This is a genomic window from Candidatus Pantoea rara (genome assembly GCF_051136265.1).
Taxonomy (GTDB): Bacteria; Pseudomonadota; Gammaproteobacteria; order Enterobacterales; family Enterobacteriaceae; genus Pantoea; species Pantoea rara.
Window position 1 is genome coordinate 17,896 of record NZ_CP194943.1, and the last position, 26,041, is coordinate 43,936.

Here is a 26,041-nt window from a genome sequence, read left to right on the forward strand (position 1 = left end):
ACCAGTGAGACTCGCCATTGAAAATTTCAACTCGACTGTATGCCGGCTTTGGCCTGCTCATTCTGCTATTTATTCTCTGTAGCGGTATTGCATTACACGCCCTTAATAATGCCCGAAATGGCATGAACGATGTGGTTAATGTGCAGATGAAACGCTATCAGATGGTGCTTGATATGCGTGGCAGCCTGCGTGATATGGGCATTGCAGTGCGCAATATGGCGTTACTGACCGATACCAAAGCGATGGAGCCGGAGTGGAAACGGTTGCAGACACAGAAGACGCTTTACATCACCAACCGTGAGAAGCTGGCCCGCATGATGGACGATGCCACGCCCGCCGCCCGCGAGGCATTTAATAAAGGATTGTCGGTAGAAAAGTCCACGCTCGACTCGCTGGAAGAGGCCGGTCGTCTCGGCCTTGCTAATCGTCCTCAGGAAGCCACAACCTACCTGCTGACCGTGACGCGAGCTGCACAGCGTACTCTGCTTGATGCCCTTAATACCCTTTCAACAATCCAGAGTGAGGAGGGGCAGAGAGCGGTGGTGATGAGCAGTGATTCTTCAGCGCGTACCGGCTTCACGCTGATGATTCTGGCGGGCATTTCAATCCTGCTGGCTCTGGCGACTTGTCTGTTTACTGTGCGCACGCTCATGCGTCAACTGGGAGGAGAACCCGCTCAGGCGCAGCGGCTTGCTGCAGCCATCGCCTCTGGCGATCTGACGACTACGGTGGCATTGCGACGCGGCGATACCCGGAGCCTGCTGGCCTCACTGGATAGTATGCAGACCAACCTACGCGAACTGGTTTCACGAATCAAAGAATCTGCAGGCTCTGTGGCGCTGGCGGCGGATGAGATTTCCCGTGGTAACACCGAGTTGTCTTCACGCACTGAAGAGCAGGCGGCGGCGCTGCAGGAAACGGCTGCCAGTATGGAACAACTTACCGCCACGGTGAAGAGTAATACGCTGGGTGCACAGCAGACGGCCGGTTCGGCACGTGAAACCGCCTCACTGGCACGCAGCGGGGAAAATGATGTCCATCAGATGTCCGAAACCATGAATGGTATCTCGCTCAGTGCGGCAAAAATTCGCGATATCACCAGTGTGATCGAGGGCATCGCCTTCCAGACCAACATTCTGGCGCTCAATGCGGCCGTTGAAGCCGCAAGGGCCGGAGAAGATGGACGTGGATTTGCCGTCGTCGCAGGTGAAGTTCGTTCGCTTGCGCAGCGAAGCGCGACCGCAGCACGGGATATCAAATCGCTGATTGAGCAGACGGTCGGCCAGGTAGAGCAAGGCGTCTCGGTGGCCGCCGGCACTGGCCAGAGCATTCTGAAGATTGTGGGTATGGTGAGTGAACTGGCTGAAGCGATGGACAATATTTCCCTTTCCTCGTCCGAGCAGATGCAGGGCATTTCGCAGGTCAGTGTTGCCGTCAGCCAGATGGATGGGGTGACGCAAAATAACGCCGCGCTGGTGGAAGAGTCTTCATCGGCTTCACAGTCGCTATCTGAACAGGCACATGCGTTACGTGGCATGGTTGATTCGTTTCGTGTTCACAGTGCAGCTTAACTGCCAGGTGTAAGAAAGGAACGGACGCGAGCAGATAGCGCGTCCGTTTTTTCTGATGGGGTACCGCCATGATTCAGCGGGCCTGTATGAGATGCGGCACACTTTCCGTGGTTAGCCAACGGTTGAAGAGCCGGAAAAGTTGGTGTCAGAAGAGGCTGCTGCTATAAAGAAGTATCGGATTGGTACCCTAAAGGAGCAAAGGATGATTTGGGAATCAGAGCGATTGCTCTACAGATATACCCTGCGTGAGGATCTCGACGACCTCTTCAGAATCTATAGCGACCCCGACACACATAAATTTAACCCGCGCGGTCCGTGGCCAGACAGGGAATATGCTGTTCAGTCCCTTGAGCGTACGCTGCAGCTCTACAAAGATCAGGGTTTTGGCGACTGGACGATATGTGAGAAAGCGCATCCTGAAAAAATCATCGGCTTTGGTGGCGTCTTCCGAAGCCGGTTCGACGGCCGTCAGACTAACAATCTCGGTTACCGTTTTGAGCCAGCGGCCTGGGGAAAAGGGTATGCCACCGAGCTTTCCCGCAGAGCGATTCGTTACGGATTTGAGGAGGCCGGACTGAGTGTCATCACGGGGGTGACACGCGAGAACCACCTGGCTTCGCGCCGTGTATTAGAAAAAGCAGGCTTAACCTTTTTGAAAAAGGTCGATGATCCAGAGGGGTTTCCTCCCAACCTGATGTTTACCCTTAGCCGAGGCGAATGGCTTGCGGCGGGTAATGCCGTGAACGCATCCCTCTGATCTTTACACCTGTCACTCAGACGTGGCGAAATCTGCGCCACTTTTTTTCACTCAGACCCTTTAAAGCGTCTCTTATCCCGCGATTAACTCGCCGCTGCCTGAATTACTTTATCCATCTTGTTCCGGGGAGGATTTATGGATATTCGTACAATTTTTATTTCAGCAGTCATGGCAGTGAGTCTTTTATGGATCGGCGCATCAGATAACCGTTCGTCACATCTCACCGCCGAGCCAGTTAAGTCCGTCCTGAGTAAACTTCAGCCTTAATATTATTTGCCGGATAGCACACCTTCTCGCCTGTTCTTTGCTGCGTCAGCGGGCATTTAGATCAGCGCGCAATAAAGGGCAGGGCGGCTTCTGAGATCAGGTGCTGCAACAGCGCCCGCGCCGGGTCATCGCCCTGATCTGAGCGGGCCAGCGCGATACCCAGATAGCCGGGTTGTGGCAGCCGCTGTGATTCCGTTACCAGCGTATCCGGCATTCCCGCGCGGGTGCGCAGAGTCATCCCCAGCCCGGCCTGTACTGCTGCCCAAATCCCGCTAAGACTGTGGCTGGTAAACACTATCCGCCATGGAATGCCTGCCTCATCCAGTGCCAGCGTAGCGCGTGTTCGCATTACACAGGGCGGATCAAACGCCACCAGCGGCAGCGCTTCGCCGCGCTGCAGATACCCCGCCAGATTAAACGCAGGATGTTGAATCCAGACCAACGGACACTGACCAATCAACTGTGTGCTTGCCTGTTGTTCTGCCTGCCACAGCAACGCCAAATCCAGCTCATGACGTGCCAGCGCCGTCAGCAGCGGCAGGTTTCGGTCGACGCGTGCGGTCAGCATCACATCCGGATGCTGACGGTTAAACGCACCGAGAATGGCAGGCATCAACGCCTCGCCAAAATCCTCCTGCATCCCGATGCGTATTTCACCCTGCAACGCTTCGCCTTTCACGGCCCGTAACGCCTCATCGTTCAGTGACAGCAGACGTCTGGCGTAACTCATCAGTTGTTCGCCGCTGCGGGTCAGTTGCAGATGCCGCCCTTTTTTCATCACCAGCGCCGTACCGCACTGCTGCTCAAGTTTTTTAAGCTGCGCACTGACGGCTGAGGTCGACCGGCAAAGATGCTGTGCAGCCAGCGCAAAGCTGCCCGCATCAATGCCCGCCACGAAACTGCGCAGTGCATCTATATCGAGTGACTCCGGTAACTTAGTCATTATCGTCCTGTAAAGATGGATGGTTCATGCTGATTAATTTGATTTTCAGGACTAAAGGCCTGAGTGACACTCTCACTGACTACTCAGGAGTGTGCAATGAAAAATTCACTGGATCGGGAAACACTGGCGCAGCGCGCGCCAAAACTGGCCGAACTCACTCAGCAGGTGCTGTTTGGCGATATCTGGCAGCGCGACGGGCTGTCACCGCGCGAACGCAGCCTGCTAACGCTGGCAACCTTAACCGCTTTGGGGCGCGTCCAGCAGCTGTCGTGGCACATTGATTTTGCCCGTAAGAATGGGCTGACGCAGGATGAGCGGGTGGAAAGCTTCACCCATCTGGCGTTTTACGCAGGCTGGCCGGCCGCTGTCACCGCGCTGGGCTTTCTGGAGGATAACCACTGATGCCCTTCACCCGAATAACGTTGCGTCAGCGCTACAACGAGGCGGCCCTGCATCAGATCTCCATGCTGCTTCAGCAGGCGCTGGTGGAAGAATTTGACGTACCTGAGCACGATTGTTTTCAGGTGATTGAAATGCTTCCTGCTTCTCAGCGGGTATTTGACCGCCACTATCTCAGCGGTGGGCGCAGCGATAATTTCGTGCTGTTTCAGGTGACGGCAGGCCGACCGCGATCCCGGCAACAGAAGCAGCGGTTTTATCATGCACTCTGTGTGGCACTTCAGGCTGAGATGGCAATCGATCCTGACGACGTGATGATCATTATTCAGTTCAACAGCACCGAAGAGTGGAGCTTTAGCGGCGGCCAGATGCTGGCACGGGAGGCGTTATGATTATCATGCACTATCGTTTTACTCTGCCTGCTGACTACGATATGGGCATCATTGAACAGCGCATCAGGCTAAACGGTGCCCGGCTGGATGGCTTTCCGGGTCTGGTGGCCAAAGCGTATCTCTGTGCCTGCCTTGACGATGGCGGACTGAATGAAAACCGTTATGCGCCGGTCTATTTCTGGCGGGAGGCGAGTGGCATGCAGCGTTTCCTGCAAAGTCCTGGCTTCGCGACACTGGTCAGGGATTTTGGCTGGCCGGGCATCGAAAGCTGGCTGACGCTGGAGGGGCAAACCCACATCGCTAATCTGGCTGAAGCCCGCTTTATGACGCTGAAGCGCTGGACAATTCCAGCGCATTCCGATCTGACGGCACTGCCGGAAACCGCAGGTTTACGCGCCTGGGATGTGACCCGCTGGCAGGGAATAAACATTGACGCGTCTCAGCATCGACCTTCCGGCGAGCAGGAAGTTTATCGCATCGGTTATCTGGCGCGGGGTGCAGCGGCTGCAGATTTACAGCTGTAGCTGCTGAGAGATCGCGGTTTGCGCCTTAAAGGGCAAAAATGGCTTCAATCTCGATGCGCAGATCTGTGGAGAACAGGCCGCTGACCTGAACCAGCGAGCTGGCAGGCAGATGCTCACCATAATGGCGATAAAGCACTTCCCGCAGCGCGGCGATCTCCGTAAAAGAGGTGATAAATATTGTGACTTTCAGCAGCGCGGCGAGGGACGTATGCTCAGCAGCAGCAACAGCTTTAAGTTGTTCAAAAATAGCCACTGCCTGTTCAGCAATATCGCCCTGCTGAGCCGCAGTCCCGAAGGCGGTCAGCCCGGAGACATAAAGCGTTGCGCCATGTTTAACGGCGTGAACATACGGCGCTTTGACTTCGCCCAGTTGTGGATAATTCTTACGTTCTGGCAGGGTCATACTTTCTCCTTCACTCTTTGAATGATCAGATAATACTCCCCGCCATCTTTCAGCGCCTCAGCAGTTGCTGGCAGATAACATTATCCTGCGCGGCGCGTTGTTGCTCATCAGTCGTCAGTTGCTGCCAGCGGCTAATGACACTGCGGCTCAGCGAGGGTTTATAAGCAATTTTTTGCAGTGCATAGTCAGAGTTGCCGCCTTCAATAACGTTTTGCATCTGCCGGTCGAGCGGTTGCGCACTGTCGTGATCTATCGCGCAGAAAACCGCAACGTAATACGCCTTATCTTCTTCACTGTCGTGAGGGATAAACCACCAGGCAGCCAGAGCAAGGATCAGCAACAGGGGAAAGATGTATTTTACTTTAGCCATTGGAGTCACCGGTAGTGTGGCGTTAAGTCAGCCGGATATGGCCAGACGCAGGGCGCGTATCCTGCCACACATTCAGGTCATCGTTAACCCTGTTTAACCGGTGTTAAGGCAATGTTCAACTTACTGGCGCTTCAATCAGCGTCGCATTGACCTGCACACCTGGCATCATCTGCTGCAAGCCTGTGACCAGATCGTCGCTGGCCTGCTGCAGTGCGGAGAGCGGCATCGCGGGCAGGCTTTCCAGAATGAACCACATCTGACGTGCGCTGGCATCCAGTCGGGTTCGTACACCCTGACGCCAGTTCCAGCGGCGGCAGGTTACGCCCTCATCGTCACGCCAGATCACTTCACCCGGTTCCGGTGACTCGTAAACCACCTCGCCCTCTTTGACGGTATCGAAACGTTCACTGCCGTCAGCAATCACCAGACGCGGCGCGCCAGCATAAGCAGCGATATTTTCACCGCCGACCGGCAGGGCGTAACGAATGCTGATGGCGTTATAGAGATCGACAACCGGATCGATAGCAGGCAATGCGCCATCCCGCAGCACGCGCTTGCGTAATGCTTCAGCAGAACAGGGCGTTCGTTTTGCTTTGGCACCAAAGGCTTTGAATACCTCAGCCCACGCGACAAGATGCGCGTCTGCCCAGACCACATCATCATTTAACACCTGCTGGCAGGCGCTTTTCAGTGCTTCGCTGGCGACCTCCGGTCGGGTGAGCGGTGCAGCCTCCACTACAATACTCATGGCACGAAAGCCTGGGGCGAGCGCGAAAACGGCGGGATCGATTGACGGATGAACAGTTAACATCAGATACTCTCTCAGTGACTAATTTATTTCATAGTAATGACCGATGACCAAAAAAGTCAATATAACGACCGATGCAGGCGCCGATGTTGCCAGTGTTAATCAGGCTGTTTCAGACAGCATAAAAAACTGGCGTAAAAGCCAGAAGCTCTCGCTGGACGAATTATCCCGCCGCGCAGGCGTCAGCAAAGGGATGCTGGTCGAAATTGAAAAGGGCGTGGCCAATCCCAGCATTGCCATCCTCTGTAAAGTGGCCTCCGCGCTGGGCGTCTCGGTCGCGGATATCGTCAACGTTTCGCATGCGCCTGACGCCTGGCTGATAGAGACCAGCGATATGCCGGTATTGTGGCAGGGCGAGCAGGGCGGTAGTGCGAAGATGCTGGCCGGTACACGCGGGCCGGATATGATCGAGCTATGGCGCTGGCAGATGTTTGCGGGCGAAGTGTTCAGTTCAACCGGCCATTCTTCGGGCACGCTCGAACTGCTGCACGTTGAGCAGGGCACGCTGGCACTAACAGTGGGTGAGCAGTCCCTGGTGGTGCAGCAGGGCTGTGCTGCTGTTGCGCGTACCGATATACCGCATGCCTATGCCAGTGCTGATGATCAGCCAGTTATCTTCACCATGACGGTGGCCGAACTCCAGCGCTGACGGTGCTATCCTGCTTCGCCGGGAAACGCCAGCAGCAGTGTTTTCAGCAGCCTCTCCAGCTCGGCGCGTTCTGACGCGGCCAGCGGCGCCAGCACCGCCTCCTGCGTTGCGGTATGAACACGGAGTGCGTCCTCAATCTGTTGCTGCCCGTGAGGCGTCAGCCCTACCAGCATACTGCGCTTGTCATCCGGTGCGGCAACACGTTCAATCAGTTGCTGCTGCTCAAGCCGGTTCAGGCGATTAGTCATCGCGCCAGAGGTCACCAGTAGCGCCTGGTAGAGCTGAGTGGGCGACAGGCGATAGGGTGAGCCCGCCCGTCGCAGCGTCGCCAGCACATCAAATTCCCCCTCCTGAAAGCCAAACGACGCCAGTGCCTGACTGCGCGCTTTCGCCAGATGTTTCATCAGACGCAGCACTCTGCCGAAGATTCGCATGGAAGAGGCATCAAGATTGGGCATCGCGTTGTCCCACTGACTGACAACAAAATCAATATGGTCATGCATAAATCACCTGTAGATGCTGGGGTTATTTTGTTGGGTTGTGCTCACCCTCTTAACAGTGGGCGAAATTTATCTTAACGTTAAGATAAATGGTGGCAGCTCGCTGCTGTCATCGTCAATCCTCTGTCAGGGCATCGATGATGAAAAATAAACTGTTATTCCCCACTTTGTTTGCCGCAATCGCTTTCCTGATCGGGCTGAACCTGCGTCCGATGCTGGCTATTATCGGCCCGTTGTTTCCGGTGTTGCAACAGCACGCCGGGCTGTCAGCCACCGCGTTCAGCCTGCTGACTACGCTGCCGGTAGCGATGATGGGCCTGGCGGCACTCTCCGGCCCGTGGCTCATCGCCCGTATCGGGCCGGTAACAGGCATCGCCGTCGGGTTGCTCTGTCTGGCGGCTGCCTGCCTGTGGCGCGGTGTTAACCTGACCTCCGCTCAGCTGATGCTAACTGCGCTGGCGGGAGGCGTAGGGATTGGCGTGATACAGGCGCTGATGCCCGCCCTGATCCGGCAACGCTTTGCTGAAGCCGCGGCGACGCTGATGGCACTGTTCAGCACCGGCATTATGGCGGGCGCGGCACTGACCGCTGCCAGTGCCGAACCGCTATTCTCATGGCTGGGCCTTCAAACCACACTGACGATCTCCGGCGGGTTAGCGCTGTTGACGTTGCTGATCTGGCTGACCTCGGTCAGACGGACATCGCCGATTAATGTGGCCCCGGATGCGACAACACTGACTGTGCCGCGGACTGTGCTGCTTACACTGTTTTTCGGCATTGGCACCGGGGCCTACACGCTGGTGCTGGCCTGGCTGCCGCCATTCTATATTCAGCTGGGCTGGAGTGCGCGCCACAGCGGCTATCTGCTCGCGGCGCTGACCTTAACCGAAGTGGTAGCAGGATTCATCGTCTCGGCGACATTACATCGTTTTCCCGATCGTCGCCCACTGCTGCTTGGCGTGCTGGCCCTGTTGCTGGCGGGGCTGCTGAGTCTGGTATTTTATCCGGACACGATGCCGGTTTTCTCTGCGCTGTTGCTGGGTACAGGCATCGGCGCACTCTTTCCGCTGTCGCTGATTGTGACGCTGGACCATGCGCGAAGCGCAAGAGAAGCGGTGATTTTGCTGTCCAGGGTGCAGGGTGGGGGATACCTGATTGCGGCGCTGATGCCGCTGGTGGCGGGCTGGGTGCGTGACAGCGGTGCGTCACTGAACCAGGCCTGGCTGATTATGAGCGCTGGCGTAGTGCTGCTGATGGTGATGGCCTGGCGCTTCAGACCTGAAATCAGGGCAGCCTGAATAAAGCCGTTGCTGAACATGGCCGATCTGGCATGCTGAAGTGAACCCCCTGAACCCGGAGCGCAGTGTGAAAGTCATTGGTCTGTTAGGCGGCATGTCGTGGGAGTCTACCGCGCTCTATTACCGCATTCTCAATCAGCAGGTTAAACAGCAACTGGGTGGACTGCACTCGGCGGAGCTGGTGCTCTACAGCGTCGATTTTCAGCGCATCGAACACCTTCAGGCAGCGGGCGAGTGGCAGCAGGCGGGCGAGATCCTGGCTGAAGCGGCATGTAATCTGGAGCGGGCTGGCGCGCAGTTTATTGTGCTCTGTACCAACACCATGCATAAAGTGGCCGCGCAAATCAGCGCCGCTACAGACATCCCGCTCCTGCATATCGCCGACGCCACCGGACGCCGCATTCAGCGGGCTGGCGTCTGTAAAATCGGGTTACTGGCAACGCGATTCACCATGGAACAGGATTTTTATCGCGGGCGACTTCAGCAGCACTTTGGCCTTGAGGTCATCACGCCAGATGAAGCGGACCGTCTGTTGGTGCATGAGGTGATTTACCAGGAACTTTGCCTGGGCGAAATCAATCCTGCCTCGCGACGTCGTTACAGGGAGATCATGCAGAAGCTGGTGGCGCAGGGCGCCGAGGCCATTATTCTGGGCTGCACTGAAATTACACTGCTGGTGGATGCTACGGATGCCAGCGTGCCGCTGTTTGATACCACGCAAATCCACGCGGAAGAGGCGGTGCTCCAGGCTCTGTCTTAATGTTTATCCTCAATAAGGGAATCGCATGAAAATAGACAATCTGCCGTTTGGCCTGACGCAATGGGATCAGGTTGAAGAGACCGTTCATCCAGGCGACCAGGGAAAGGCGACGTGGCGAACCGTAGAATTTAACGATATCCGGGTTCGCATGGTCGACTATTCGCCCGGCTATGTGGCCGATCACTGGTGCATAAAGGGCCATATTTTGCTCTGCATGGCGGGCGAGCTTCACACTGAACTGGCCGATGGACGCCGTTTCGTACTGACACCGGGCGTCAGTTATCAGGTGGCGGACGATGCTGAACCGCATCGTTCGTTTACCCCCACCGGCGCGCAGCTCTTTATCGTTGACTGAGTTTGCTATCCGCCTCTTTTGTGGTCATCTGCTGGTGAATCATCGCGTCGTTGACACTTTTAAAAGTAAACTGAATCTGCTTTATAAAAATCAGCAAAATTAATGGCTTATTTCATCAGAGTTATCTGGTTCTGACAGGAATAATTCTCATCAGGTTGTATGCTTGAAGCCTTATAAGACCGTTTTGTATTCACCTGATGTGGGGAAGCCTGTGCTGATAAAAAAGAAGAAAGTTCGTTCGCATACCGAAGACCGACTGCTGGCGCTGGTGCTGGCCACTACCGCCGGCATCCTGAATGCTATGGCGCTGGGCGCGTTTGGGTTTTTCCCGTCGCATATGACGGGTAACACCTCGCAGATCTCCCAGGAAGTGACCACCAGCGACCTTCACACCATGTTGTTTTTAATGGCACTGATTATTGCCTTTGTGCTGGGCTGTACCGTTGCGCGGCTGGCTGTGGTTGTCGGGATCAGACATAAGTTGCGCACCATTTTCTGTCTGATCATTATGGCGGAAGGGGCGGCGCTCACGGCGGCATCGATCTTTGAGATCGTGTTCTATCGGCCAAGCTTTAATGGGGAAGTGCTGGTGATGCTGGGCTTTTTAATGGGGATTCACAATGCGACCTCAACGCAGCTCTCCAATGGCCGCGTCAGATCCACACACATTACCGGTACGCTGACCGATGCTGGCATTGCGCTGGGTTCCTGGATCTTTGCCCACACGTCGCACGCAGTGCATATGGAAACCGACGATCGCCGTTTTTTCCAGAAAGTGCTGCACACCCATCTGACGACAGTATTCTCCTTCCTGAGCGGCTGTATAGCCGGTCTGCTGCTGTTTAAAGCCTATGGCTTCAACGCGATGGTTGGCCTGGGTGTGTTTCTTATGCTGGTGGCGCTGACGGCCATCGCCGTCACCGTGCAACGCACCCGAAGAAGTCTCTACTGATCAAGCCAGTCCCGGGGCGGCTTTCTCCCTGGGGCTGAGCCGTTATCGTGTGCTATGACGACATGATGAGCATCATGTTAGCGGAATGTTGATACGTGCATTCGGGCAAACTATTTTTATCTCATCAGCCACTGTACGGGCTGAGCTACTCTCAATCAGCGTTTTGAATCGGAACTGTTGATCAATGCCTGCTGATGAGCAATCCGTTGTGTTCGCAAGATTGACAGCTGTGCTGTAAGCGTTATAACAACGGTTCACGTCGGACACTTCAGTTTTACACTGGCTAAAAATTTTAAAGGCCGTATCAGGATGATCGGTCAGATAGTCAATTTCAGAATTGTGTTTAAGTCTGCTCAGCCCTGGCACGACCAGAAATCCGGATAAAAGCGTTAATGCCATTAAAACTAAGATAAAAGATTTATAAGTCACCGATTTTTCCTGTCGAAATTCGGATGCAGTAAACCGAAGCATTTAGCTTTAATGCTAACAAATTTGTTTAAACTGAACGGCAATAAAAGGGTTAAATTTTGTCTGGGGATATTTACGCGCCCTGGTCGCTTACGTCAGGCACTCAGGCTGAGCAATGAGCGCGCACTTAATGTTTTACTGAAAGAGGGGGGCGGGCAAAATGCCCGCTGCCCTTTAGCGCTGATATTGCTGATCGCTGACGTGCTCCAGCCAGTCAACCGGCGAGCCATTCAGTGACTCAGCGATAGCAATGTGTGTCATGGCGTTATCCGGCGTTGCGCCATGCCAGTGCTTCACATTTTCCGGGATCCAGACGATATCCCCGGTATTCATCACCTGAATGGCTTCACCTTCACACTGAATCCAGCCCTGTCGCTGCGTGACAATCAGGGTTTGCCCCAGGGGATGAGTATGCCATGCGGTGCGTGCGCCCGGTTCAAAGGTCACCGTCGCACCGCCCACGCGGGCAGGTTCGGATGCCTGAAATGGCGCATCAATCCGGACTGTGCCGGTAAAATATTCGGTGGGCCCTTTGCGTGAAGGTTGGGATCCGCTGGCGATAATTTTCATAACTGACTCCTGCTGTTAAGGGTGAGTTAAAGTGTAACCTGTGGATCGGCGGGTGATTAGCCAGCGCGGTGCGTATAGGGCTATAAGCAGGGTTTATTAATAAGAACGCGTTTCAGGCCGTCATGTTATATCGGGTAATGATATTGATTTTAGAGTAAGGCGCAGGCGGTGCTGACGCTGGCAGAAATCCATGAAACTCCAGTAGCGTTCTGAAGGCATACAGCGCATCAAGCTGTATATTATGCTCAATCAGCGCATCAATTTTACCGGCCTGAAGCAGGGCACAATTCTCCTGATCGAGATCGTGACCGATACAGGCATTCACCTGGCGCTTTTGTTCTGCAAACGCACGCAGTATTCCGGGATTGCCGCCCCCGACAGTGTAAATCGCGTCTGCGTCCGGATGATTCTGCAAAAACTGCATCACCGAATGATGCATCCTGTCATCAATGCCATACCCGCCTGCGACAACGCTTACCTTATGCTGGGGCGCAAACTGTTGCATCGCTCGCTGAAACCCCTGGATCCTCTCCTGTTCGCCTATAAAATCCCGGCAGCCGGTTACCGCCACAATATGAGATGGGCTAATCCGCAGCCATTTTGACATCAGAAACGCCGCCACTTTACCGGCATCAAAATTATCCATGCCGATATAGCGCAGTCGCGCGCTGCCAGGCAAATCGCTCATCATGGTCACCACCGGAACACGGTGTTTCAGCAGCGATTCAAGGGTGAGGTTCAGCTCTTCGGAACAGGCCGCCTTAAGAATGACGCCGTGACTGTGACACGCTTTTTTGTTCAACAGCGCCTTAATTGATTCCGCCGTAAGATTCGCCCCGAAATGGAAACGCAGCTGAAGTTTAAAGGCGGTGAAGCTGGCGATCTGACTGCTGAGCGCCTCACGTATCAGTGGCTGAAAGCGGTCAGGTGTATGCATGATCACGTCGAAATAGATCGTTCTTCCTCTCGCGAGCCCTGCTTTTTGCATCAGTTCCAGATCCGCTATCGCCTGCTGGATTCGATGCTGTGTCCGGGCAGGCACGTTGCCGCGCTGATGCAGGGCGCGGTCAATGGTCGCCAGGCTGAGCCCAGACTGGGCTGCGATCTGTTTCAGGGTGAATTTAGCCATGTGCTACTCGTGATACCAGTGAATGAAGATAGTTTTATCATAGTGCTGGCTATTGTCTGATGATCATTTGACAACGACAGGTCAGAACCTGTCAGACCGGGAAGCCTGCGTGCAGGTAATCAGGATAAACGGTATTCGAAAGACTGTAATAAATACATTTAGCCAGGTTTCTGCTTCAGGATATTGAAATCAGATTACCGTCAGATTAGGCATGAAATAGATTGCAGCGGTTATAACCTCGTTTTAGCCATTTACAGGTTCAGGGCAATGTCAGGAAAAAATAAAGCCAGATAATATTCCGGGTCTGTATAATTAATAATCTCTTTGCCGCTTCGCTTATATTTCTGTCATGACGGCTTTTTTGTTTTTTACCTCCTGCTGATGATAGACTGTATATGCATACACCGTCGGGAGGTCGTGTGAAGTACGACAACGATAATGAAATCCGCGCGCTGGTTGGTGCGGTAGTCAGTGATTTGATCAAGGCGGGAGAGCCGGTTCATTTTCACGATATTACGGACGCCTTGTTTCGCCTGAGCGAAGAAACCCGTGATAGCAGGCTGAAAGCACTGTGTCAGGAAGCGATAAGCTTTTTTACCCGCAAGATGCATTAAGGTTGACAGGACGACTGTTGAGTACACGCACAGTCTGCCAGGCAACCTTTTTATATCGGCAGGAACAGAAGGATTGAATAAGGGTGGCAGCTTGAAAAGGGCTTTTCTGTCAGTCTGTTGTTTCTTTTTTATTCAGCACGTCAGTTTAAAATCTGAATAAAAATTCAGTCAGAACCTTCTGCGTATTGTTGATTGTCAGTCGCGGCTTTCAGATTAAGAAATGCCCGATTTCAACAGTCACAATTATTAAGCCTGAATGATTATCACCTGAAAGGTTTGTATAAAAGCATTATCGCCAGAATAAAATATCTTCCAGCTCCTGTAGGGGCAGGAGAATTTTCTAATCCGATTTTTTAGGTGGCCTGCAGAGTTTATCGCTAAAGTCACGGCAGTTTAAAAAGGGGCGAGGCGGGCAGAGTATCCTGCGTTAAGCGCAATAACGCAGGATGAGATGTCAGATGCCGGTATCGTCTGGCGTACGGCCAACCACGATTTCCAGCGTTTTGCGCAACACATCCAGCCTGACCACATCTGAGGTGCATTCCAGTTCCGCGATCAGATACAGGATGATGGATTTATTGGTTACACGCCCCTGATCAGCAACAATGTCACGAATCACTGCACCCAGCAGTTCGGTTTCCGGCGCAAGCTGATCGCCTGCACTGCGAAAATAGTCAATGATTGAAATATCTGATGAAGAATGTTGCATGATTTTTCTTTCTCTGAGGAAAATGAGTCAGATGCAATGGTTGAAGTCAAAACGAGCGTTGATGCTGTTTTCGTTTTGCCCAGGCCGTTTTAAATAATTCTATGTGGATCTGCCGCTTCGCTTAAAGGTAGCCGCGTATATCAGGCACGCATTGCGCTTAATCAGTGTTTTTTCGAACCGTCAGGCGGACCATCACTGTTCATACGATGAGTGTTTTTATCACGTTCAGTACCGTCAGCCTGCACGCGTTTGCGTGCGGCTACCATGCCATTTCGGACTTCAGTGATGGCTTTGCGAATAACAGACACTTTCGCGTTGTCATCAGCATCAGCGGCCATCTGTTCGAGCTGTGCGATTAAGGCATTACTGGAAACGGGTTTGTCTGACTTGAGCAATGTCAGAACGGCTTCACCGATCATGACATCTGTCAGTTTCTCATCTTCACTTCTGTACATACTGGCTTCTCTGATTGCGAATCAATGGCCATGCTGCGGATCCGTATACCTGAGCGGGTGCGACTTAGCACACCTTATACGGGAAGCAGTACTGGGCTTTTTACTACGGTAAATCTTCCTGGATAAAGGCTGAAACAGCGTACTGATTAACACCTGCGACTGTAAGTAGAATCAATCCTCGCGGCGAAAGAGCATCGCGATTAATTCCTGCAGATGGCTCTCTTCTTCAGGTGTAGCGGCAAGTTCGAGACGACTCAGGAGTTTACTGCAAATCGTTTTACGACTAAGGCTATGACCTGCGCGCAGAATTTCGACCACAACCGAACCCAGCGTCTCCTGTTGCGAAGGTGAGTTGGCCTGATTGAAGTAACGGGCAATATCGCTGATAGGTTCCGGGGTTTGTCCGTTCTGACGCATGTTGTTGTCCTCAGGTGGTTTAAATGTATGCACTCTGGCTGCGCAAGTTATACATCACTAAGCGCGCAAGTTATACATCTTTCCAAAAAGTTGTACAAGATTTTGGATTTTTGGAAGAATTATTTTTGTGCAAAAAATGCTATAGCTTGTAAAACAGGATGTTACGAGGATTTTGGAGCGAGGAAAAAATTGTACCATATTCTTGTACCGTTAACACCCCGCCAGCACTCTAGCCTGAATATTAAGGCCAGCAGGGGGTTATCTACTGCGTCAGTGTTTGAAAAAAATATCATCAGCAGAGACGGGAGCGGCAGGCTCTTTGCCCAGAGTACTGGAAAGCCAGTTTGCCGGGGCGGTTGTACGCGAACTGATCGTTTTGAATCCCATCAGCCATTGACGCGCATGCTGCATCTGCTCAAGGCGATGCTCATTTACTTCAGACTCAGCCATAACCTGTAGCTCTTTAATCAGCAGTTCAACATTAACTTCCTGACCAGCATTAAACAGGTTCATTGCGGCTTCGCCAATGATGACATTCGCTTTTTCGTCGCTGGAAAAATACAAAATATCCTCCTGGGTGATTGCGGTAAGTAACATTAACTGTAGCAAAAAAATTCACAATGCTTAATCAATTCAGCCTATCAATAAGATTATTTTAATTGTCGAACTTCTGTGCGACTGACGCATGTGGAGTCTGGTGACAAATTCCACGCCGTAAATGGAAAATTGTGGCGGGTCTGTTTTTTAATCCTGTTTCTGCCCTCCAGCTCACCCAACCGGGATAAGAGGGCTGGGAAAATCCGCTCTTCACCCTGTGGCACCTTTTCAACAAGCGCTCCGCTGTTAAATTTAAATCATTACACATCAATAGCTAAGAATCCGTATTTACGAAACTTCACACCCGAACTTCCTTGCTGAAGAAACTTCACAAGCCTGCGCTATCGCAAGTTTATAGCCTGTGCTATAAAAATTAGCATATGCTATTTATGTTCTCTTTTTAATCACCCCTGGAGATCGCCCGATGGTCCCGATAACTAAAATCACCACTCTCTTACTGAGTGCGCTACTGACAACCCTGATGACAGCCAGCAGCTATGCAGCAGAAAAATTTAAGATAGTGACGACCTTTACCGTGATTGCTGACATGGCAAAGAACGTAGCGGGCGATGCAGCAGAGGTCATATCCATTACCAAACCCGGTGCTGAAATACACGAATATCAACCGACACCCGGCGATATCAAACGGGCGCAGGGCGCGCAATTAATCATGGCAAACGGGCTGAATCTCGAACGCTGGTTTCAGCGTTTTTATCAGCATCTGGACGGGGTGCCGGAAGTCCTGGTCTCCGCAGGGATCAAACCCATGGGCATAGGAGAGGGGCCTTATAATGGAAAACCGAACCCGCACGCCTGGATGTCTCCTGACAATGCGCTGATCTATGTCGATAACATTCGCGATGCGCTGGTGAAATATGACCCGGTTCATGCGGATACCTATCGTCAGAACGCCGCCGTTTATAAGCAAAAAATTACCGCTGCATTGGATCCGTTACGTCAGCAGATTGCCGGCATTCCGGAAAATAAACGCTGGATGGTGACCAGCGAAGGGGCCTTCTCTTATCTGGCTCGTGACCTGGGCATGAAAGAGCTCTACCTGTGGCCGATCAATGCTGACCAGCAGGGCACACCGCAGCAGGTGAGAAAAGTCATCGACCAGGTGAAGAAACAGGCTATCCCGGCAGTGTTCAGTGAAAGTACAGTATCGGACAAGCCAGCCCGTCAGGTTGCACGGGAAACTGGGGCGCATTACGGTGGTGTACTTTACGTCGACTCCTTAAGCAATGCGCAGGGACCTGTGCCGACCTATCTTGATTTGCTCAGAGTTACCACAGAGACGCTGGTGCAGGGCATTAAAGCGGGAGAGAAAGCGCAATGACAGATACCATCGTGGTTTCCGATGTCACCGTGACCTATCGCAACGGTCACACTGCGCTGCATGACGCCAGTTTTAGCGTGCCAGGCGGATCCATTGCAGCACTGGTGGGCGTTAATGGATCTGGCAAGTCCACGTTATTCAAAGCGCTAATGGGATTTGTCCGGCTCGCCAGCGGCAGCATCTCTGTGTTGGGCATGCCGACACGGCAGGCGCTGCGGAAAAGCCTTGTAGCTTATGTCCCGCAGTCGGAAGAGGTCGACTGGTCGTTTCCGGTGCTGGTGGAGGATGTGGTGATGATGGGCCGCTACGGTCACATGGGCTTGCTGCGCCGACCTAAACCGCACGACCAGCAGATTGTCAGTGAGGCGCTGGCGCGGGTCGATATGCTGGATTATCGGCATCGCCAGATCGGTGAACTCTCTGGCGGGCAGAAGAAAAGGGTATTTCTGGCGCGCGCCATTGCTCAGCAGGGCAGCATTATCCTGCTTGATGAGCCATTTACCGGCGTAGATGTGCAGACCGAGGCCAGAATCATCAGCCTCCTGGATGAGTTGCGCGACGAAGGCAAAACTATGCTGGTCTCTACCCATAATCTGGGATCGGTCACAGCGTTCTGCGATTACACGGTGATGGTAAAAGGCACCGTTCTGGCAAGCGGTCCGACCCGGACCACTTTTACCGCCGCCAATCTTGAGCGTGCGTTCAGCGGTGTATTGCGGCATGTGATGGTGAAAGGGCTGGACGATCAAATTATCACCGACGATGAGCGGCCTTTTATTGCCCCACGCACCGCACCTGAAGACGGGAACTGATCATGGAACTGCTACTGGAACCCTTTGGTTATCACTATATGCTCAACGCGATGTGGGTCTCCGCCATGGTGGGAGGACTCTGCGCGTTTCTCTCCTGTTATCTGATGCTCAAAGGCTGGTCGCTGATTGGTGATGCGCTTTCACACTCTATCGTACCGGGCGTAGCGGGCGCTTACATGCTGGGTCTGCCATTTGCGCTGGGGGCGTTTCTCTCGGGTGGGCTGGCGGCGGGCAGTATGCTATTGCTGAATCAGCGCACGCGCTTAAAAGAAGATGCGATTATCGGCCTGATCTTCTCCTCTTTCTTTGGTCTCGGTCTGTTTATGGTGTCGCTCAATCCGACTGCAGTGAACATTCAGACCATCGTGCTCGGCAATATTCTGGCGATCGCACCCGCCGATATTCTCCAGCTGGCTCTGATTGGCGGGCTGTCGATCATCATTCTGCTGTTTAAGTGGAAAGATCTGATGGTCACCTTTTTTGATGAAAATCATGCACGCGCCATCGGTCTGCGGCCTGAACGCCTGAAAATTCTGTTCTTTACTCTGCTGGCGGTCTCAACCGTGGCGGCGCTGCAAACCGTCGGCGCGTTTCTGGTGATCTGTCTGGTGGTGACGCCCGGCGCGACGGCCTGGCTGCTCACCGACCGCTTTCCACGTCTGCTCATGATTGCTGTCGCCATTGGCAGCATCACCAGTTTTCTCGGTGCGTGGGTAAGTTATTACCTGGATGGCGCAACGGGCGGAATCATCGTGGTGGCGCAGACGTTGCTGTTCCTGCTGGCGTTTGTTTTTGCGCCGAAACATGGCCTGCTTGCTAACCGGCGTCGTGGCCGTCAGCAACCCGAAAAGGAGCCTGGCTGATGTGGATCCTTGAACCTTTCCAGTTTGCGTTTATGAACAGCGCGTTACTGATCGCGCTGGTAGTGGCGATCCCCTGTGCGCTGCTGTCGGTATTTCTGGTGCTGAAAGGCTGGGCGCTGATGGGCGATGCCATGAGCCATGCGGTATTCCCTGGCATTGTGCTCGCCTGGATGGTGGGACTGCCGCTTGCGGTGGGTGCGTTTGTTGCGGGACTCTTCTGCGCAGTTGCCAGTGGCTTTTTGCAGGACAACAGCCGTATTAAACAGGACACCGTACTGGGCATCGTATTCTCCGGCATGTTCGCGGTGGGGCTGATCCTCTATATCGCCGTGAAACCTGAAGTGCACCTCGATCACATTCTGTTTGGCGACATGCTGGGCATTACCGGCGCGGACATTATTCAGACATCCTTAATCGCAGCGTTAATTGTGTTAGTGATTGCGGTGAAGTGGCGCGATTTTATGTTGTTCAGTTTTGATCCGCAGCAGGCGCAGGTCTCTGGCTTACCCGCACGTTTGCTGCATTACGGTCTGCTCTGCATGGTTTCGCTGACGATTGTCGCGACCCTGAAAGCGGTGGGGATTATCCTGTCAATTTCTCTGCTAATTGCGCCTGGCGCTATCGCGGTGCTGCTTACCCGACGTTTTTCACATGCGCTGCTGGTGGCGGTCCTGGTATCGGTGCTGGTGTCGTTAAGTGGAGTTTATCTCTCGTTCTTTATCGACAGCGCGCCTGCGCCGACCATCGTTGTACTTTTTGCAATGGTATTTGTTGTTGCAATGGTAATTTCGGGACGGAAAACCCGTCGGCTGGAGCGTCTTAAACTTCGCGAAAGCGGCAGGTCTGGGTGAGGTGATGACCAATATGAAAGCGGTGAGCTGGAGTCGATGAAATCGCAGACCACAGGGCAGGTGGGCTTACCTATGCTCTTTGTTTTCGTGCATTTCATTGATTTTAAAAGTGAAATTCGCTTAACGCTGGATGCAGTGCTGATGTCCACTTTGTGCCAGAAGCGGACATTCATTAGCTCTTTTATTATAACTTGACGCACAATTTCAGCGGTTTTCTTGTCGCAGTTGGTTGTGTTGATCGAGTTCATAATCGATAAACGCACCGATCATAGCCCGGTAGACCTTTTCGATAATCACTGTGGGAAGTCCTGCTTCAGTCGCCTGTTTACTTACCTTATCGATTACCTGCTGGACGCGGTCTGGAGCACGCACGGCTGAATGGTCACTTTTGAAAGCTGCTGCAGCTTTAACACACTGGCTGCGTTGCGCGATCATTTTAACCAGTTCACTGTCAATCTGATCGATACGGTTCCTAACATCCTCAATTGACGAAAAATTCATTGCAATCCACCTGACTAGTACATGAGTGTGATAGGTTACATAAATCTTCGATTCAAAACAGTTTTAAATTTCTAAAGTCTGTCTGAAAGAACGATAAACGAAAGAATTCAATCAAGAATATGTGGTTATTGAGAGTGCGATAAAAGAGATAGAACGAATGACTGCTCCTCGCTCAAAGCGAACATCAATAGAGTTACATATCACGAAACCGGCAGAAGCACTCATCCTTTACCAATGGGGAGGCATACGCTCACTCAGGCGTAATTTTCACTAGAAATAAAGTTTCTGATAAGCGAACCGATAAAAGCTATACCTGTCGGTATGATTGCCTCTGTCACTGACAGCGTTTGTCCTTTTAGAAGTGGTTCCCGGCTTTGCTTCCCCTGTGCCGGGATTTTTTATTTCTGTCACCAGACCTGCCGGAGAAACACCGGTTTTAATCTTCAAAAAATCATCACAGTATGAACAGGTAAATGCATCGATATGCATTCCCTGCAGTCCGACTTTTTGCGCAAGCCGCATACAGCAATAGCCCACAACTGCCTCTGAATGGCCCTACAAAAAAATAAAAGACAAGATAAGCGTTAATCCACATGTAACGCTTTATTAAATAAACGTTATTTCAGCCAGGAACCTTATGAACAACATCAGAATCGGCACGCGGCTTGGCGCTGCGTTTGTCTTCATCCTTCTTCTTCTGGTGATCGTTGCGTTTACCGGATTTACCCGCATTCAGTCTCTGGGAGAGACGGCGGATACGCTTGCAGGCAGCCGCTATCAGAAGGCCTCGGCTGCAACCAATCTGCGTTACTATTCAACTGACCTTAGCCGGCTGGTCCGTAACGTTGTACTGGCGGATGCACCTGACCGGAAAGCCATCTTTAAAGAAGATTATGACAGGGTACATGATAAAATTACCGCTACGGTTGATCAGGTTGACGTTCTGCTGAAGGCACCCAAAAGCCGGGAACTCATTGCGCAAATCAGGAGCACCGGCAGTCAGTATCTTGCTTTTTCTGATGACGTTATCGCGCTGGGAATGGAAGGTAAGCGGGACGAGGCCACGCAACTTCTTCTTGGTCCGCGCTACCAGACCCAGGTTGACTATCTGAAAGCTATTGCAGACCTGGTGTCTTTTCAGGAACAACAGATGCAAACTGCGCGTAGTGCTGCCGAAAATGAGCGAAATGAGGCCACCATTCTGCTGACCTCACTGAGTGCTGTCGCCGTTCTGCTTGCAGCGGCCGCTGCCTGGCTCATAACCCGCAGTATTACCCATCCACTGAGCATCACGCTTGCCGCCGCACAACGCATCGCCCGCGGAGACCTGAGTCAGGCCGTCCCTGTCAGCGGACGGGATGAAACCGGCATGCTGCTCACCGCAGTTGCTGAGATGCAGGAATCGCTGGCGCAAACGGTCAGCACAGTCCGCCGGAACGCCGAAAGCGTTGCCGCAGCCAGCCTGCAGATTGCGCAGGGGAACACAGACCTGTCTCAGCGCACCGAGGAGCAGGCCAGTGCACTGGAGCAGACCGCTGCTACCATGAGCGAGCTCAGCGTCACAGTCAAAAATAATGCCGACAATGCCCGTCAGGCGGCACAGCTTGCCGTTAACGTGAGGGAGGTCGCCCGTCAGGGCAGCGAGGTGACTTCCGACATTTCCGGAACCATGAAATCTATCGGCGAAAGCTCAGGCCGGATTGCCGATATCACATCAGTGATTGACAGCATTGCTTTCCAGACCAACATACTGGCCCTTAATGCGGCGGTAGAGGCGGCGCGTGCAGGCGAACAGGGACGTGGCTTTGCCGTCGTCGCCGGTGAGGTGCGCACGCTGGCCAGCCGCAGCGCTACGGCGGCCGGTGAGATCCGTCAGCTGATTGAGGCAAACTCGGCAAGCGTAAGTGCAGGCAGCACCCTGGCGAGCCGGTCTGTGACTACGATGGCGGATATAGTGTCATCAGTCGGTCAGTTAAGTGACACCGTTGAGGAAATTACCGCTGCAAGTGCCGAACAGGCTCGCGGTATCGAGCAGGTTGGCATTGCCGTAACGGAGATGGATGGTGTGACACAGCAGAACGCGTCGCTGGTCGAAGAATCGTCGTCAGCCTCACAGAGCCTGCGCGAACAGGCATCACTGCTGCTGCAATCGGTGTCAGTGTTCACGCTTGCTGCAGTCTCACATCCTGCAGCCACCCGGCATGCAGTAGTATCTTCACCAGCCAAAGTGAAGAAAGAAGCGCCTGCTGATACAGACGGAAACTGGACGACCTTCTGATATCTGGCTGCGTCCTGCAGGGCGCAGCCTCTCTCCTTTTCCGTATTGACTCCTAAGAATGTCCGCTTTGTGCCAAGAGCAGAAGTTAATTTCTTACGAGAAATTTACTTCAGAAGGGTATTTTCTCATAAACTATATATTATGACCTTAAAGTAAGTGTTTTTTTTAACCTTTTGTATTAATATTAAATTTAATATGTCGCTACTCTACTAATCTTAAATTTTAGGTCATCAATAATCTGTGAAGTGAGGGTGTCAGTGAGCAACAATATTTCAATAACAATCGAAGAACTTAACAAAACCGATATGATTTCTATTGTATCTTATTTTCCTAGTGAATTTATAAACCATCATTCACCGAACATTCCAGATGAATTAAAAAAGAGAATTTTACATGAGCAATATAAAAATAGAATAGTTTCCGATGGTCTTGAGACGGGCCATTTACAGCTTACTAATAATGGTTACAAATTTATATCCAAACAAAGCCTTTCATCCTTTGCTGGTTTTGTTTTTGAAGCGTATTTGGTTGATGAGTTCAATTTAAAAAGGACTCCACGTTTAAGAGCGTATCAGTGGGCGACGGAAAGATCAGAAGGCTGGTCTACTAAGGCTTTTGAAGAATATAAAGCCGTGGGTACTGGGCTTTTATCAACGAAGATCAATCACTTAGGTTATTATGAACCTCAAAGCAATGCTGACATTATTTTTCTAAGAAAAAATCCATTACTCGACATAATGGAGCCCGCTTTAATTTATAATCAACAGGTATCTGCAAAAATACAAGTAAAAAGCATTAAAGATCGTTTCAAAGAAGAAATTGTTGACAAGGTTATATCTGGTAAATACCTCCGGGTTGTTACAATGCTTAGTGATAATTCTGGTAGGCCCTCCTGGGTGACTTGCCACAATATTTTACATCATATGCTAAGGGCAAAAGCTATTACATCAGATGTTTACGCAAACGCTATAGGAAGAATTCAGGGACCCGAATATTTTGAGCTCAATCAATTATATATTGACGATTACTATGATTATATACGTCAGTGGTATAATGGTTATGAGTCTTCTACTAAACATATCAATGAAGGAGTTGAGCAAGAAATTACAGGCTATAAGTATGTGAATAACGTTCTTGTACCGGTATAATGCAAAAGTACTTCTACTTATCAATAATTTAGCTTTCATCATCGGTGAGGATTTTTTAAACTTCTGCTCCTCATTCATAGCGGACCTGCAACAAGCGCCCGCTTCGTGCCAAAAGCGTACATTGAGTACGTCACAATGAGTAATTAACAGATATCTGGTCAAAAGATGGCACCGACGCATAGGGAAATGCTGGGATATTACCTTCCATAGTAGCACCCAGCAAATTTGGGCTATTTAATTCCAGTACATTCATGCCCGTATATTTCAGGGTATTTACTCCTCAGCTTCCAGCAGGCCAATTTCAGCTATACGTTCTTGGATCAGTTGCTTGCGCTTTTCGATAAAGCGTCTGTAATTTTCAATTTTCCAGAGTGTTTTCGGTGAAGAGGGAATGCAATGTAACTCTAAAAAATCAGCTGATTGATTTCTCAGCCATTGATCCAGCGGTTGTGCACCTTTATCACCTGAGCCATTCTGATGCGCAGGCAAAAGCATACAGTTTGCTAACTGGTCAATTTCCCAGTTCTCGTAGGTTCGGTTTTGGCGACCGGTTTCTTCGTTAAGTTCCTTCTGAGCTTTCAGAATGCTACGTGCGAAGATATGGTCAATTTGTGGTTCGTGCTGGAATCCTGAGGATTTATACTCTCCTCCATACCACATGTTGAACAGAAGATGGATATGTCCGCTACCATAGCCGCACCAGTCGAAGAGAAGTTCCTCAGTTAAATGCAAGCTCCGGTTGGACGACACAATCGCAGCACGAATTTTTTTAACGTCAAAATCTTGTTGCTCATCAATCAACTTTACCAGTTTATCAATGATGCCATCAGGCTGACCGGAAAATACGGCATTGAGAAGCGCAGGTGTCAGATACTTTTTTAAGGCTTGTGATTTCTCGAGTTTCTTAGGGAAATGATACTGCAGATATACCAACGGGATAAGCGCATTATAGGATGTAAGGGCTTTTCCGGTACGGATATAGGTTTTGCTGACGATCTCACCTTTTACAAAGAGCAGCGCTTTGGCTATTTCTGGCCAGTTCTCACTGATTTTTCTGCGGACTTCATCGTCACGTAATTTATCCACATCGTACTTAGCGCCGTAACCCAGAATAGTAGTACTCAGCTTGATGAGAAAATCACGAGAGAAGTTGAAGCGATTGTTATCGTTAATTTGCTCGAGAAAATCCTCAAAGATCACATCCGCTTCAGACCATTCTGTGGAAAGCAGTGTAAACATCAGGTCTGACTTACTTAAACGCGTACCGCCTGAGTTAGCGCGAATAAAAACTTCAACCACATCGTCAAACGTAAGGTCGCCTTCATCGTCACTGCTGTCAATCACATGATAAAGCAAAGCGCTATCATTGCTGAACTCCATACGCGCTCTGCTAAGGTTAATTGTTGCCAGCTCACGTTCTCCACCACCCAGCTCCAGTCCTTCTTCCTTGAGGCGCTGGCTGAGGATCTGCTCAGGCAATTTCTTGGTGTAGATAATGTCGGACATTGCCATCCACGGCCAACCGGTACTAGACATCTCCTTAAACTCAAAGCGATAACGTAGTTCTTCTTTGCTCGTTGGCTCACCACTCAGTAAATCGAAATGTAATATCTGACCGTCGATACTCCCTTTCAATGCCAGATAGAAGCTCTGCAAACGCTGCTGGCCATCGAGCACGAGCCATTTTGCCTTCGTTTTACCATGATGATAATGATCCTTTAAATCAACCTTACCACCATTGAAGTTCTGTATAAATTTACGGTGTTTTATCGCTTCGCGGGTTTTCCAGAAAAGCATTGAAGACAGAGGGTATTGGCGCATCACTGAGTCAAAAAGGCGGTAAATTTGATCTGTATTCCATACAAACTGTCTCTGAATATTTGGAAGCCAAAGCCCGCCACCATCAGCTTCATCGTTGTTGATTTCCTGAACTATCGCCTTTATTGATTTATTTGGCATCGTATTCTTCCTTGTCATTAGATCATTGGTGCATACCTGAAATTGGCATGCTTAAGCACATTAAGTAGGATTATCGGCAGTGAGATAATTAAATTTAGGTTAAGTGGGATCATACTAAATATTTAGTAAGATCCCTCTTAAACAAACCATTAGCTTTAAGAGAGATTCCGGCATACGGATTTGATTTCATTTCAACCTAATGTCCGCTTTTCGCTCATAGCGGACCTTATGCGCGCATCCGCTTCCTCACAGGCGCTGACCTTCTCAGAGCACGAAACCATCACAACTTCCTCTGCGCACTGTTTTTTGTACTCTCCCATCAACATTGTTTCGCCTGTAACGTTCAGGACAACCCCATAGTCCATTACGACCGCTGCTCCGCA

At 51.4% G+C, this 26,041-nt stretch carries 31 protein-coding genes; 17 read left to right on the forward strand and 14 right to left on the reverse strand.

The annotated features are described in order from the left end of the window. Nucleotides 1-17: 17 nt before the first annotated feature. Nucleotides 18-1,571, forward strand: a complete 1,554-nt coding sequence (locus ACR8BF_RS18520) for a methyl-accepting chemotaxis protein (RefSeq protein ID WP_434746077.1) — start codon at nt 18-20, stop codon at nt 1,569-1,571. A gap of 202 nt (nt 1,572-1,773) precedes the next feature. Continuing rightward, entirely contained in the window at nt 1,774-2,328 is a 555-nt protein-coding gene (locus ACR8BF_RS18525) for a GNAT family N-acetyltransferase (protein ID WP_313698485.1), read from the forward strand. A 328-nt stretch (nt 2,329-2,656) separates the two neighbouring features. Here ACR8BF_RS18525 and ACR8BF_RS18530 read toward each other — a convergent pair whose 3' ends face one another. Next, nucleotides 2,657-3,538 (reverse strand): LysR substrate-binding domain-containing protein, encoded by an 882-nt coding sequence (locus ACR8BF_RS18530; RefSeq protein WP_313698487.1) that lies wholly within the window; start codon nt 3,536-3,538, stop codon nt 2,657-2,659. Between the two features lie 96 nt (nt 3,539-3,634). Here ACR8BF_RS18530 and ACR8BF_RS18535 point away from each other — a divergent pair, with 96 nt between their 5' ends. From ACR8BF_RS18535 to ACR8BF_RS18545, 3 genes are read left to right on the forward strand one after another with little or no spacing between them, the layout of a single operon-like run. After that, the gene (locus ACR8BF_RS18535; protein WP_313698489.1) at nt 3,635-3,940 is read left to right on the forward strand and encodes a carboxymuconolactone decarboxylase family protein; all 306 of its coding nucleotides are present in this window, start codon (nt 3,635-3,637) and stop codon (nt 3,938-3,940) included. After that, on the forward strand, nt 3,940-4,329 hold the full coding sequence (locus ACR8BF_RS18540; RefSeq protein ID WP_313698491.1) for a tautomerase family protein: 390 nt from the start codon (nt 3,940-3,942) through the stop codon (nt 4,327-4,329). The genes ACR8BF_RS18535 and ACR8BF_RS18540 overlap by 1 nt, the downstream gene beginning before the upstream one ends. Continuing rightward, nucleotides 4,326-4,853, forward strand: coding sequence for a DUF4865 family protein (locus ACR8BF_RS18545; protein WP_313698493.1), 528 nt, complete (start codon nt 4,326-4,328; stop codon nt 4,851-4,853). Before ACR8BF_RS18540 ends, ACR8BF_RS18545 begins: the two co-directional genes overlap by 4 nt. A gap of 25 nt (nt 4,854-4,878) precedes the next feature. Here the strand turns inward: ACR8BF_RS18545 and ACR8BF_RS18550 are convergent, their stop codons facing one another. The 3 genes from ACR8BF_RS18550 to ACR8BF_RS18560 all read right to left on the reverse strand — a co-directional run bounded on the left by ACR8BF_RS18550 (nt 4,879) and on the right by ACR8BF_RS18560 (nt 6,437). Beyond that, a complete protein-coding gene (locus ACR8BF_RS18550; RefSeq protein WP_434746078.1) occupies nt 4,879-5,256 on the reverse strand; it encodes a RidA family protein in 378 nt (125 codons plus the stop codon). 49 nt (nt 5,257-5,305) lie between these two features. Then, the gene (locus tag ACR8BF_RS18555) at nt 5,306-5,626 is read right to left on the reverse strand and encodes a hypothetical protein (RefSeq protein WP_434746079.1); all 321 of its coding nucleotides are present in this window, start codon (nt 5,624-5,626) and stop codon (nt 5,306-5,308) included. Nucleotides 5,627-5,741: 115 nt separating this feature from the next. Next, nucleotides 5,742-6,437 (reverse strand): B3/B4 domain-containing protein, encoded by a 696-nt coding sequence (locus ACR8BF_RS18560; protein ID WP_434746080.1) that lies wholly within the window; start codon nt 6,435-6,437, stop codon nt 5,742-5,744. Between the two features lie 43 nt (nt 6,438-6,480). Between ACR8BF_RS18560 and ACR8BF_RS18565 the strand changes: the two genes are divergently transcribed. Next, on the forward strand, nt 6,481-7,083 hold the full coding sequence (locus ACR8BF_RS18565; RefSeq protein WP_434746081.1) for an XRE family transcriptional regulator: 603 nt from the start codon (nt 6,481-6,483) through the stop codon (nt 7,081-7,083). Between the two features lie 5 nt (nt 7,084-7,088). Here ACR8BF_RS18565 and ACR8BF_RS18570 read toward each other — a convergent pair whose 3' ends face one another. After that, nucleotides 7,089-7,586, reverse strand: a complete 498-nt coding sequence (locus tag ACR8BF_RS18570) for a MarR family winged helix-turn-helix transcriptional regulator (RefSeq protein WP_179898161.1) — start codon at nt 7,584-7,586, stop codon at nt 7,089-7,091. A gap of 137 nt (nt 7,587-7,723) precedes the next feature. Here ACR8BF_RS18570 and ACR8BF_RS18575 point away from each other — a divergent pair, with 137 nt between their 5' ends. The 4 genes from ACR8BF_RS18575 to ACR8BF_RS18590 all read left to right on the forward strand — a co-directional run bounded on the left by ACR8BF_RS18575 (nt 7,724) and on the right by ACR8BF_RS18590 (nt 10,948). Continuing rightward, nucleotides 7,724-8,881: an MFS transporter gene (locus tag ACR8BF_RS18575; protein WP_434746219.1), complete on the forward strand. Its 1,158-nt coding sequence runs from the start codon at nt 7,724-7,726 to the stop codon at nt 8,879-8,881. A 67-nt stretch (nt 8,882-8,948) separates the two neighbouring features. Then, nucleotides 8,949-9,641, forward strand: a complete 693-nt coding sequence (locus ACR8BF_RS18580) for an aspartate/glutamate racemase family protein (RefSeq protein ID WP_434746082.1) — start codon at nt 8,949-8,951, stop codon at nt 9,639-9,641. A gap of 25 nt (nt 9,642-9,666) precedes the next feature. After that, on the forward strand, nt 9,667-9,996 hold the full coding sequence (locus ACR8BF_RS18585) for a DHCW motif cupin fold protein (RefSeq protein ID WP_434746083.1): 330 nt from the start codon (nt 9,667-9,669) through the stop codon (nt 9,994-9,996). A gap of 211 nt (nt 9,997-10,207) precedes the next feature. Next, entirely contained in the window at nt 10,208-10,948 is a 741-nt protein-coding gene (locus tag ACR8BF_RS18590; RefSeq protein ID WP_434746084.1) for a YoaK family protein, read from the forward strand. Nucleotides 10,949-11,020: 72 nt separating this feature from the next. Here ACR8BF_RS18590 and ACR8BF_RS18595 read toward each other — a convergent pair whose 3' ends face one another. The 3 genes from ACR8BF_RS18595 to ACR8BF_RS18605 all read right to left on the reverse strand — a co-directional run bounded on the left by ACR8BF_RS18595 (nt 11,021) and on the right by ACR8BF_RS18605 (nt 13,115). Next, nucleotides 11,021-11,377, reverse strand: coding sequence for a hypothetical protein (locus tag ACR8BF_RS18595; RefSeq protein ID WP_434746085.1), 357 nt, complete (start codon nt 11,375-11,377; stop codon nt 11,021-11,023). 213 nt (nt 11,378-11,590) lie between these two features. Continuing rightward, on the reverse strand, nt 11,591-11,986 hold the full coding sequence (locus ACR8BF_RS18600) for a (R)-mandelonitrile lyase (RefSeq protein WP_434746086.1): 396 nt from the start codon (nt 11,984-11,986) through the stop codon (nt 11,591-11,593). 112 nt (nt 11,987-12,098) lie between these two features. After that, nucleotides 12,099-13,115 (reverse strand): substrate-binding domain-containing protein, encoded by a 1,017-nt coding sequence (locus ACR8BF_RS18605; protein ID WP_434746087.1) that lies wholly within the window; start codon nt 13,113-13,115, stop codon nt 12,099-12,101. 419 nt (nt 13,116-13,534) lie between these two features. On the opposite strand from ACR8BF_RS18605, the gene ACR8BF_RS18610 reads away from it, so the two are divergent. Further along, on the forward strand, nt 13,535-13,729 hold the full coding sequence (locus tag ACR8BF_RS18610; RefSeq protein ID WP_010246886.1) for a hypothetical protein: 195 nt from the start codon (nt 13,535-13,537) through the stop codon (nt 13,727-13,729). Nucleotides 13,730-14,183: 454 nt separating this feature from the next. On the opposite strand, the gene ACR8BF_RS18615 is transcribed toward ACR8BF_RS18610, so the two are convergent. The 4 genes from ACR8BF_RS18615 to ACR8BF_RS18630 form a co-directional block, all read right to left on the reverse strand. Further along, nucleotides 14,184-14,438, reverse strand: a complete 255-nt coding sequence (locus ACR8BF_RS18615) for a biofilm/acid-resistance regulator YmgB/AriR (RefSeq protein WP_179898168.1) — start codon at nt 14,436-14,438, stop codon at nt 14,184-14,186. A 161-nt stretch (nt 14,439-14,599) separates the two neighbouring features. Next, complete coding sequence (locus tag ACR8BF_RS18620) at nt 14,600-14,893, reverse strand: hypothetical protein (protein WP_434746088.1); 294 nt, start codon at nt 14,891-14,893, stop codon at nt 14,600-14,602. 171 nt (nt 14,894-15,064) lie between these two features. Further along, nucleotides 15,065-15,310: a regulatory protein YcgZ gene (ycgZ, locus tag ACR8BF_RS18625; RefSeq protein WP_179898170.1), complete on the reverse strand. Its 246-nt coding sequence runs from the start codon at nt 15,308-15,310 to the stop codon at nt 15,065-15,067. A 270-nt stretch (nt 15,311-15,580) separates the two neighbouring features. Continuing rightward, a complete protein-coding gene (locus ACR8BF_RS18630; protein WP_179898171.1) occupies nt 15,581-15,874 on the reverse strand; it encodes a hypothetical protein in 294 nt (97 codons plus the stop codon). 457 nt (nt 15,875-16,331) lie between these two features. On the opposite strand from ACR8BF_RS18630, the gene ACR8BF_RS18635 reads away from it, so the two are divergent. Genes ACR8BF_RS18635 through ACR8BF_RS18650 form a run of 4 tightly spaced genes read left to right on the forward strand, consistent with a single transcriptional unit; the run spans nt 16,332 to nt 19,772 of the window. After that, on the forward strand, nt 16,332-17,246 hold the full coding sequence (locus ACR8BF_RS18635) for a metal ABC transporter substrate-binding protein (RefSeq protein ID WP_434746089.1): 915 nt from the start codon (nt 16,332-16,334) through the stop codon (nt 17,244-17,246). Next, nucleotides 17,243-18,058 carry a manganese/iron ABC transporter ATP-binding protein gene (locus ACR8BF_RS18640; RefSeq protein WP_434746090.1) on the forward strand — a complete coding sequence of 272 codons (816 nt, stop codon included), beginning with the start codon at nt 17,243-17,245 and terminating at the stop codon, nt 18,056-18,058. The genes ACR8BF_RS18635 and ACR8BF_RS18640 overlap by 4 nt, the downstream gene beginning before the upstream one ends. 2 nt (nt 18,059-18,060) lie before the next feature. Next, entirely contained in the window at nt 18,061-18,921 is an 861-nt protein-coding gene (sitC, locus tag ACR8BF_RS18645; protein ID WP_434746091.1) for an iron/manganese ABC transporter permease subunit SitC, read from the forward strand. After that, nucleotides 18,921-19,772: a metal ABC transporter permease gene (locus tag ACR8BF_RS18650; RefSeq protein ID WP_434746092.1), complete on the forward strand. Its 852-nt coding sequence runs from the start codon at nt 18,921-18,923 to the stop codon at nt 19,770-19,772. The genes sitC and ACR8BF_RS18650 overlap by 1 nt, the downstream gene beginning before the upstream one ends. Nucleotides 19,773-19,976: 204 nt before the next feature. On the opposite strand, the gene ACR8BF_RS18655 is transcribed toward ACR8BF_RS18650, so the two are convergent. Next, nucleotides 19,977-20,273 carry a chorismate mutase gene (locus ACR8BF_RS18655; protein WP_179898175.1) on the reverse strand — a complete coding sequence of 99 codons (297 nt, stop codon included), beginning with the start codon at nt 20,271-20,273 and terminating at the stop codon, nt 19,977-19,979. A 637-nt stretch (nt 20,274-20,910) separates the two neighbouring features. Here ACR8BF_RS18655 and ACR8BF_RS18660 point away from each other — a divergent pair. After that, a complete protein-coding gene (locus ACR8BF_RS18660; protein WP_434746093.1) occupies nt 20,911-22,551 on the forward strand; it encodes a methyl-accepting chemotaxis protein in 1,641 nt (546 codons plus the stop codon). Nucleotides 22,552-22,808: 257 nt separating this feature from the next. Further along, nucleotides 22,809-23,699 (forward strand): hypothetical protein, encoded by an 891-nt coding sequence (locus tag ACR8BF_RS18665; protein WP_434746094.1) that lies wholly within the window; start codon nt 22,809-22,811, stop codon nt 23,697-23,699. 273 nt (nt 23,700-23,972) lie between these two features. Here ACR8BF_RS18665 and ACR8BF_RS18670 read toward each other — a convergent pair whose 3' ends face one another. Beyond that, nucleotides 23,973-25,658, reverse strand: coding sequence for a GmrSD restriction endonuclease domain-containing protein (locus ACR8BF_RS18670; protein WP_434746095.1), 1,686 nt, complete (start codon nt 25,656-25,658; stop codon nt 23,973-23,975). Between the last annotated feature and the right edge of the window lie 383 nt (nt 25,659-26,041).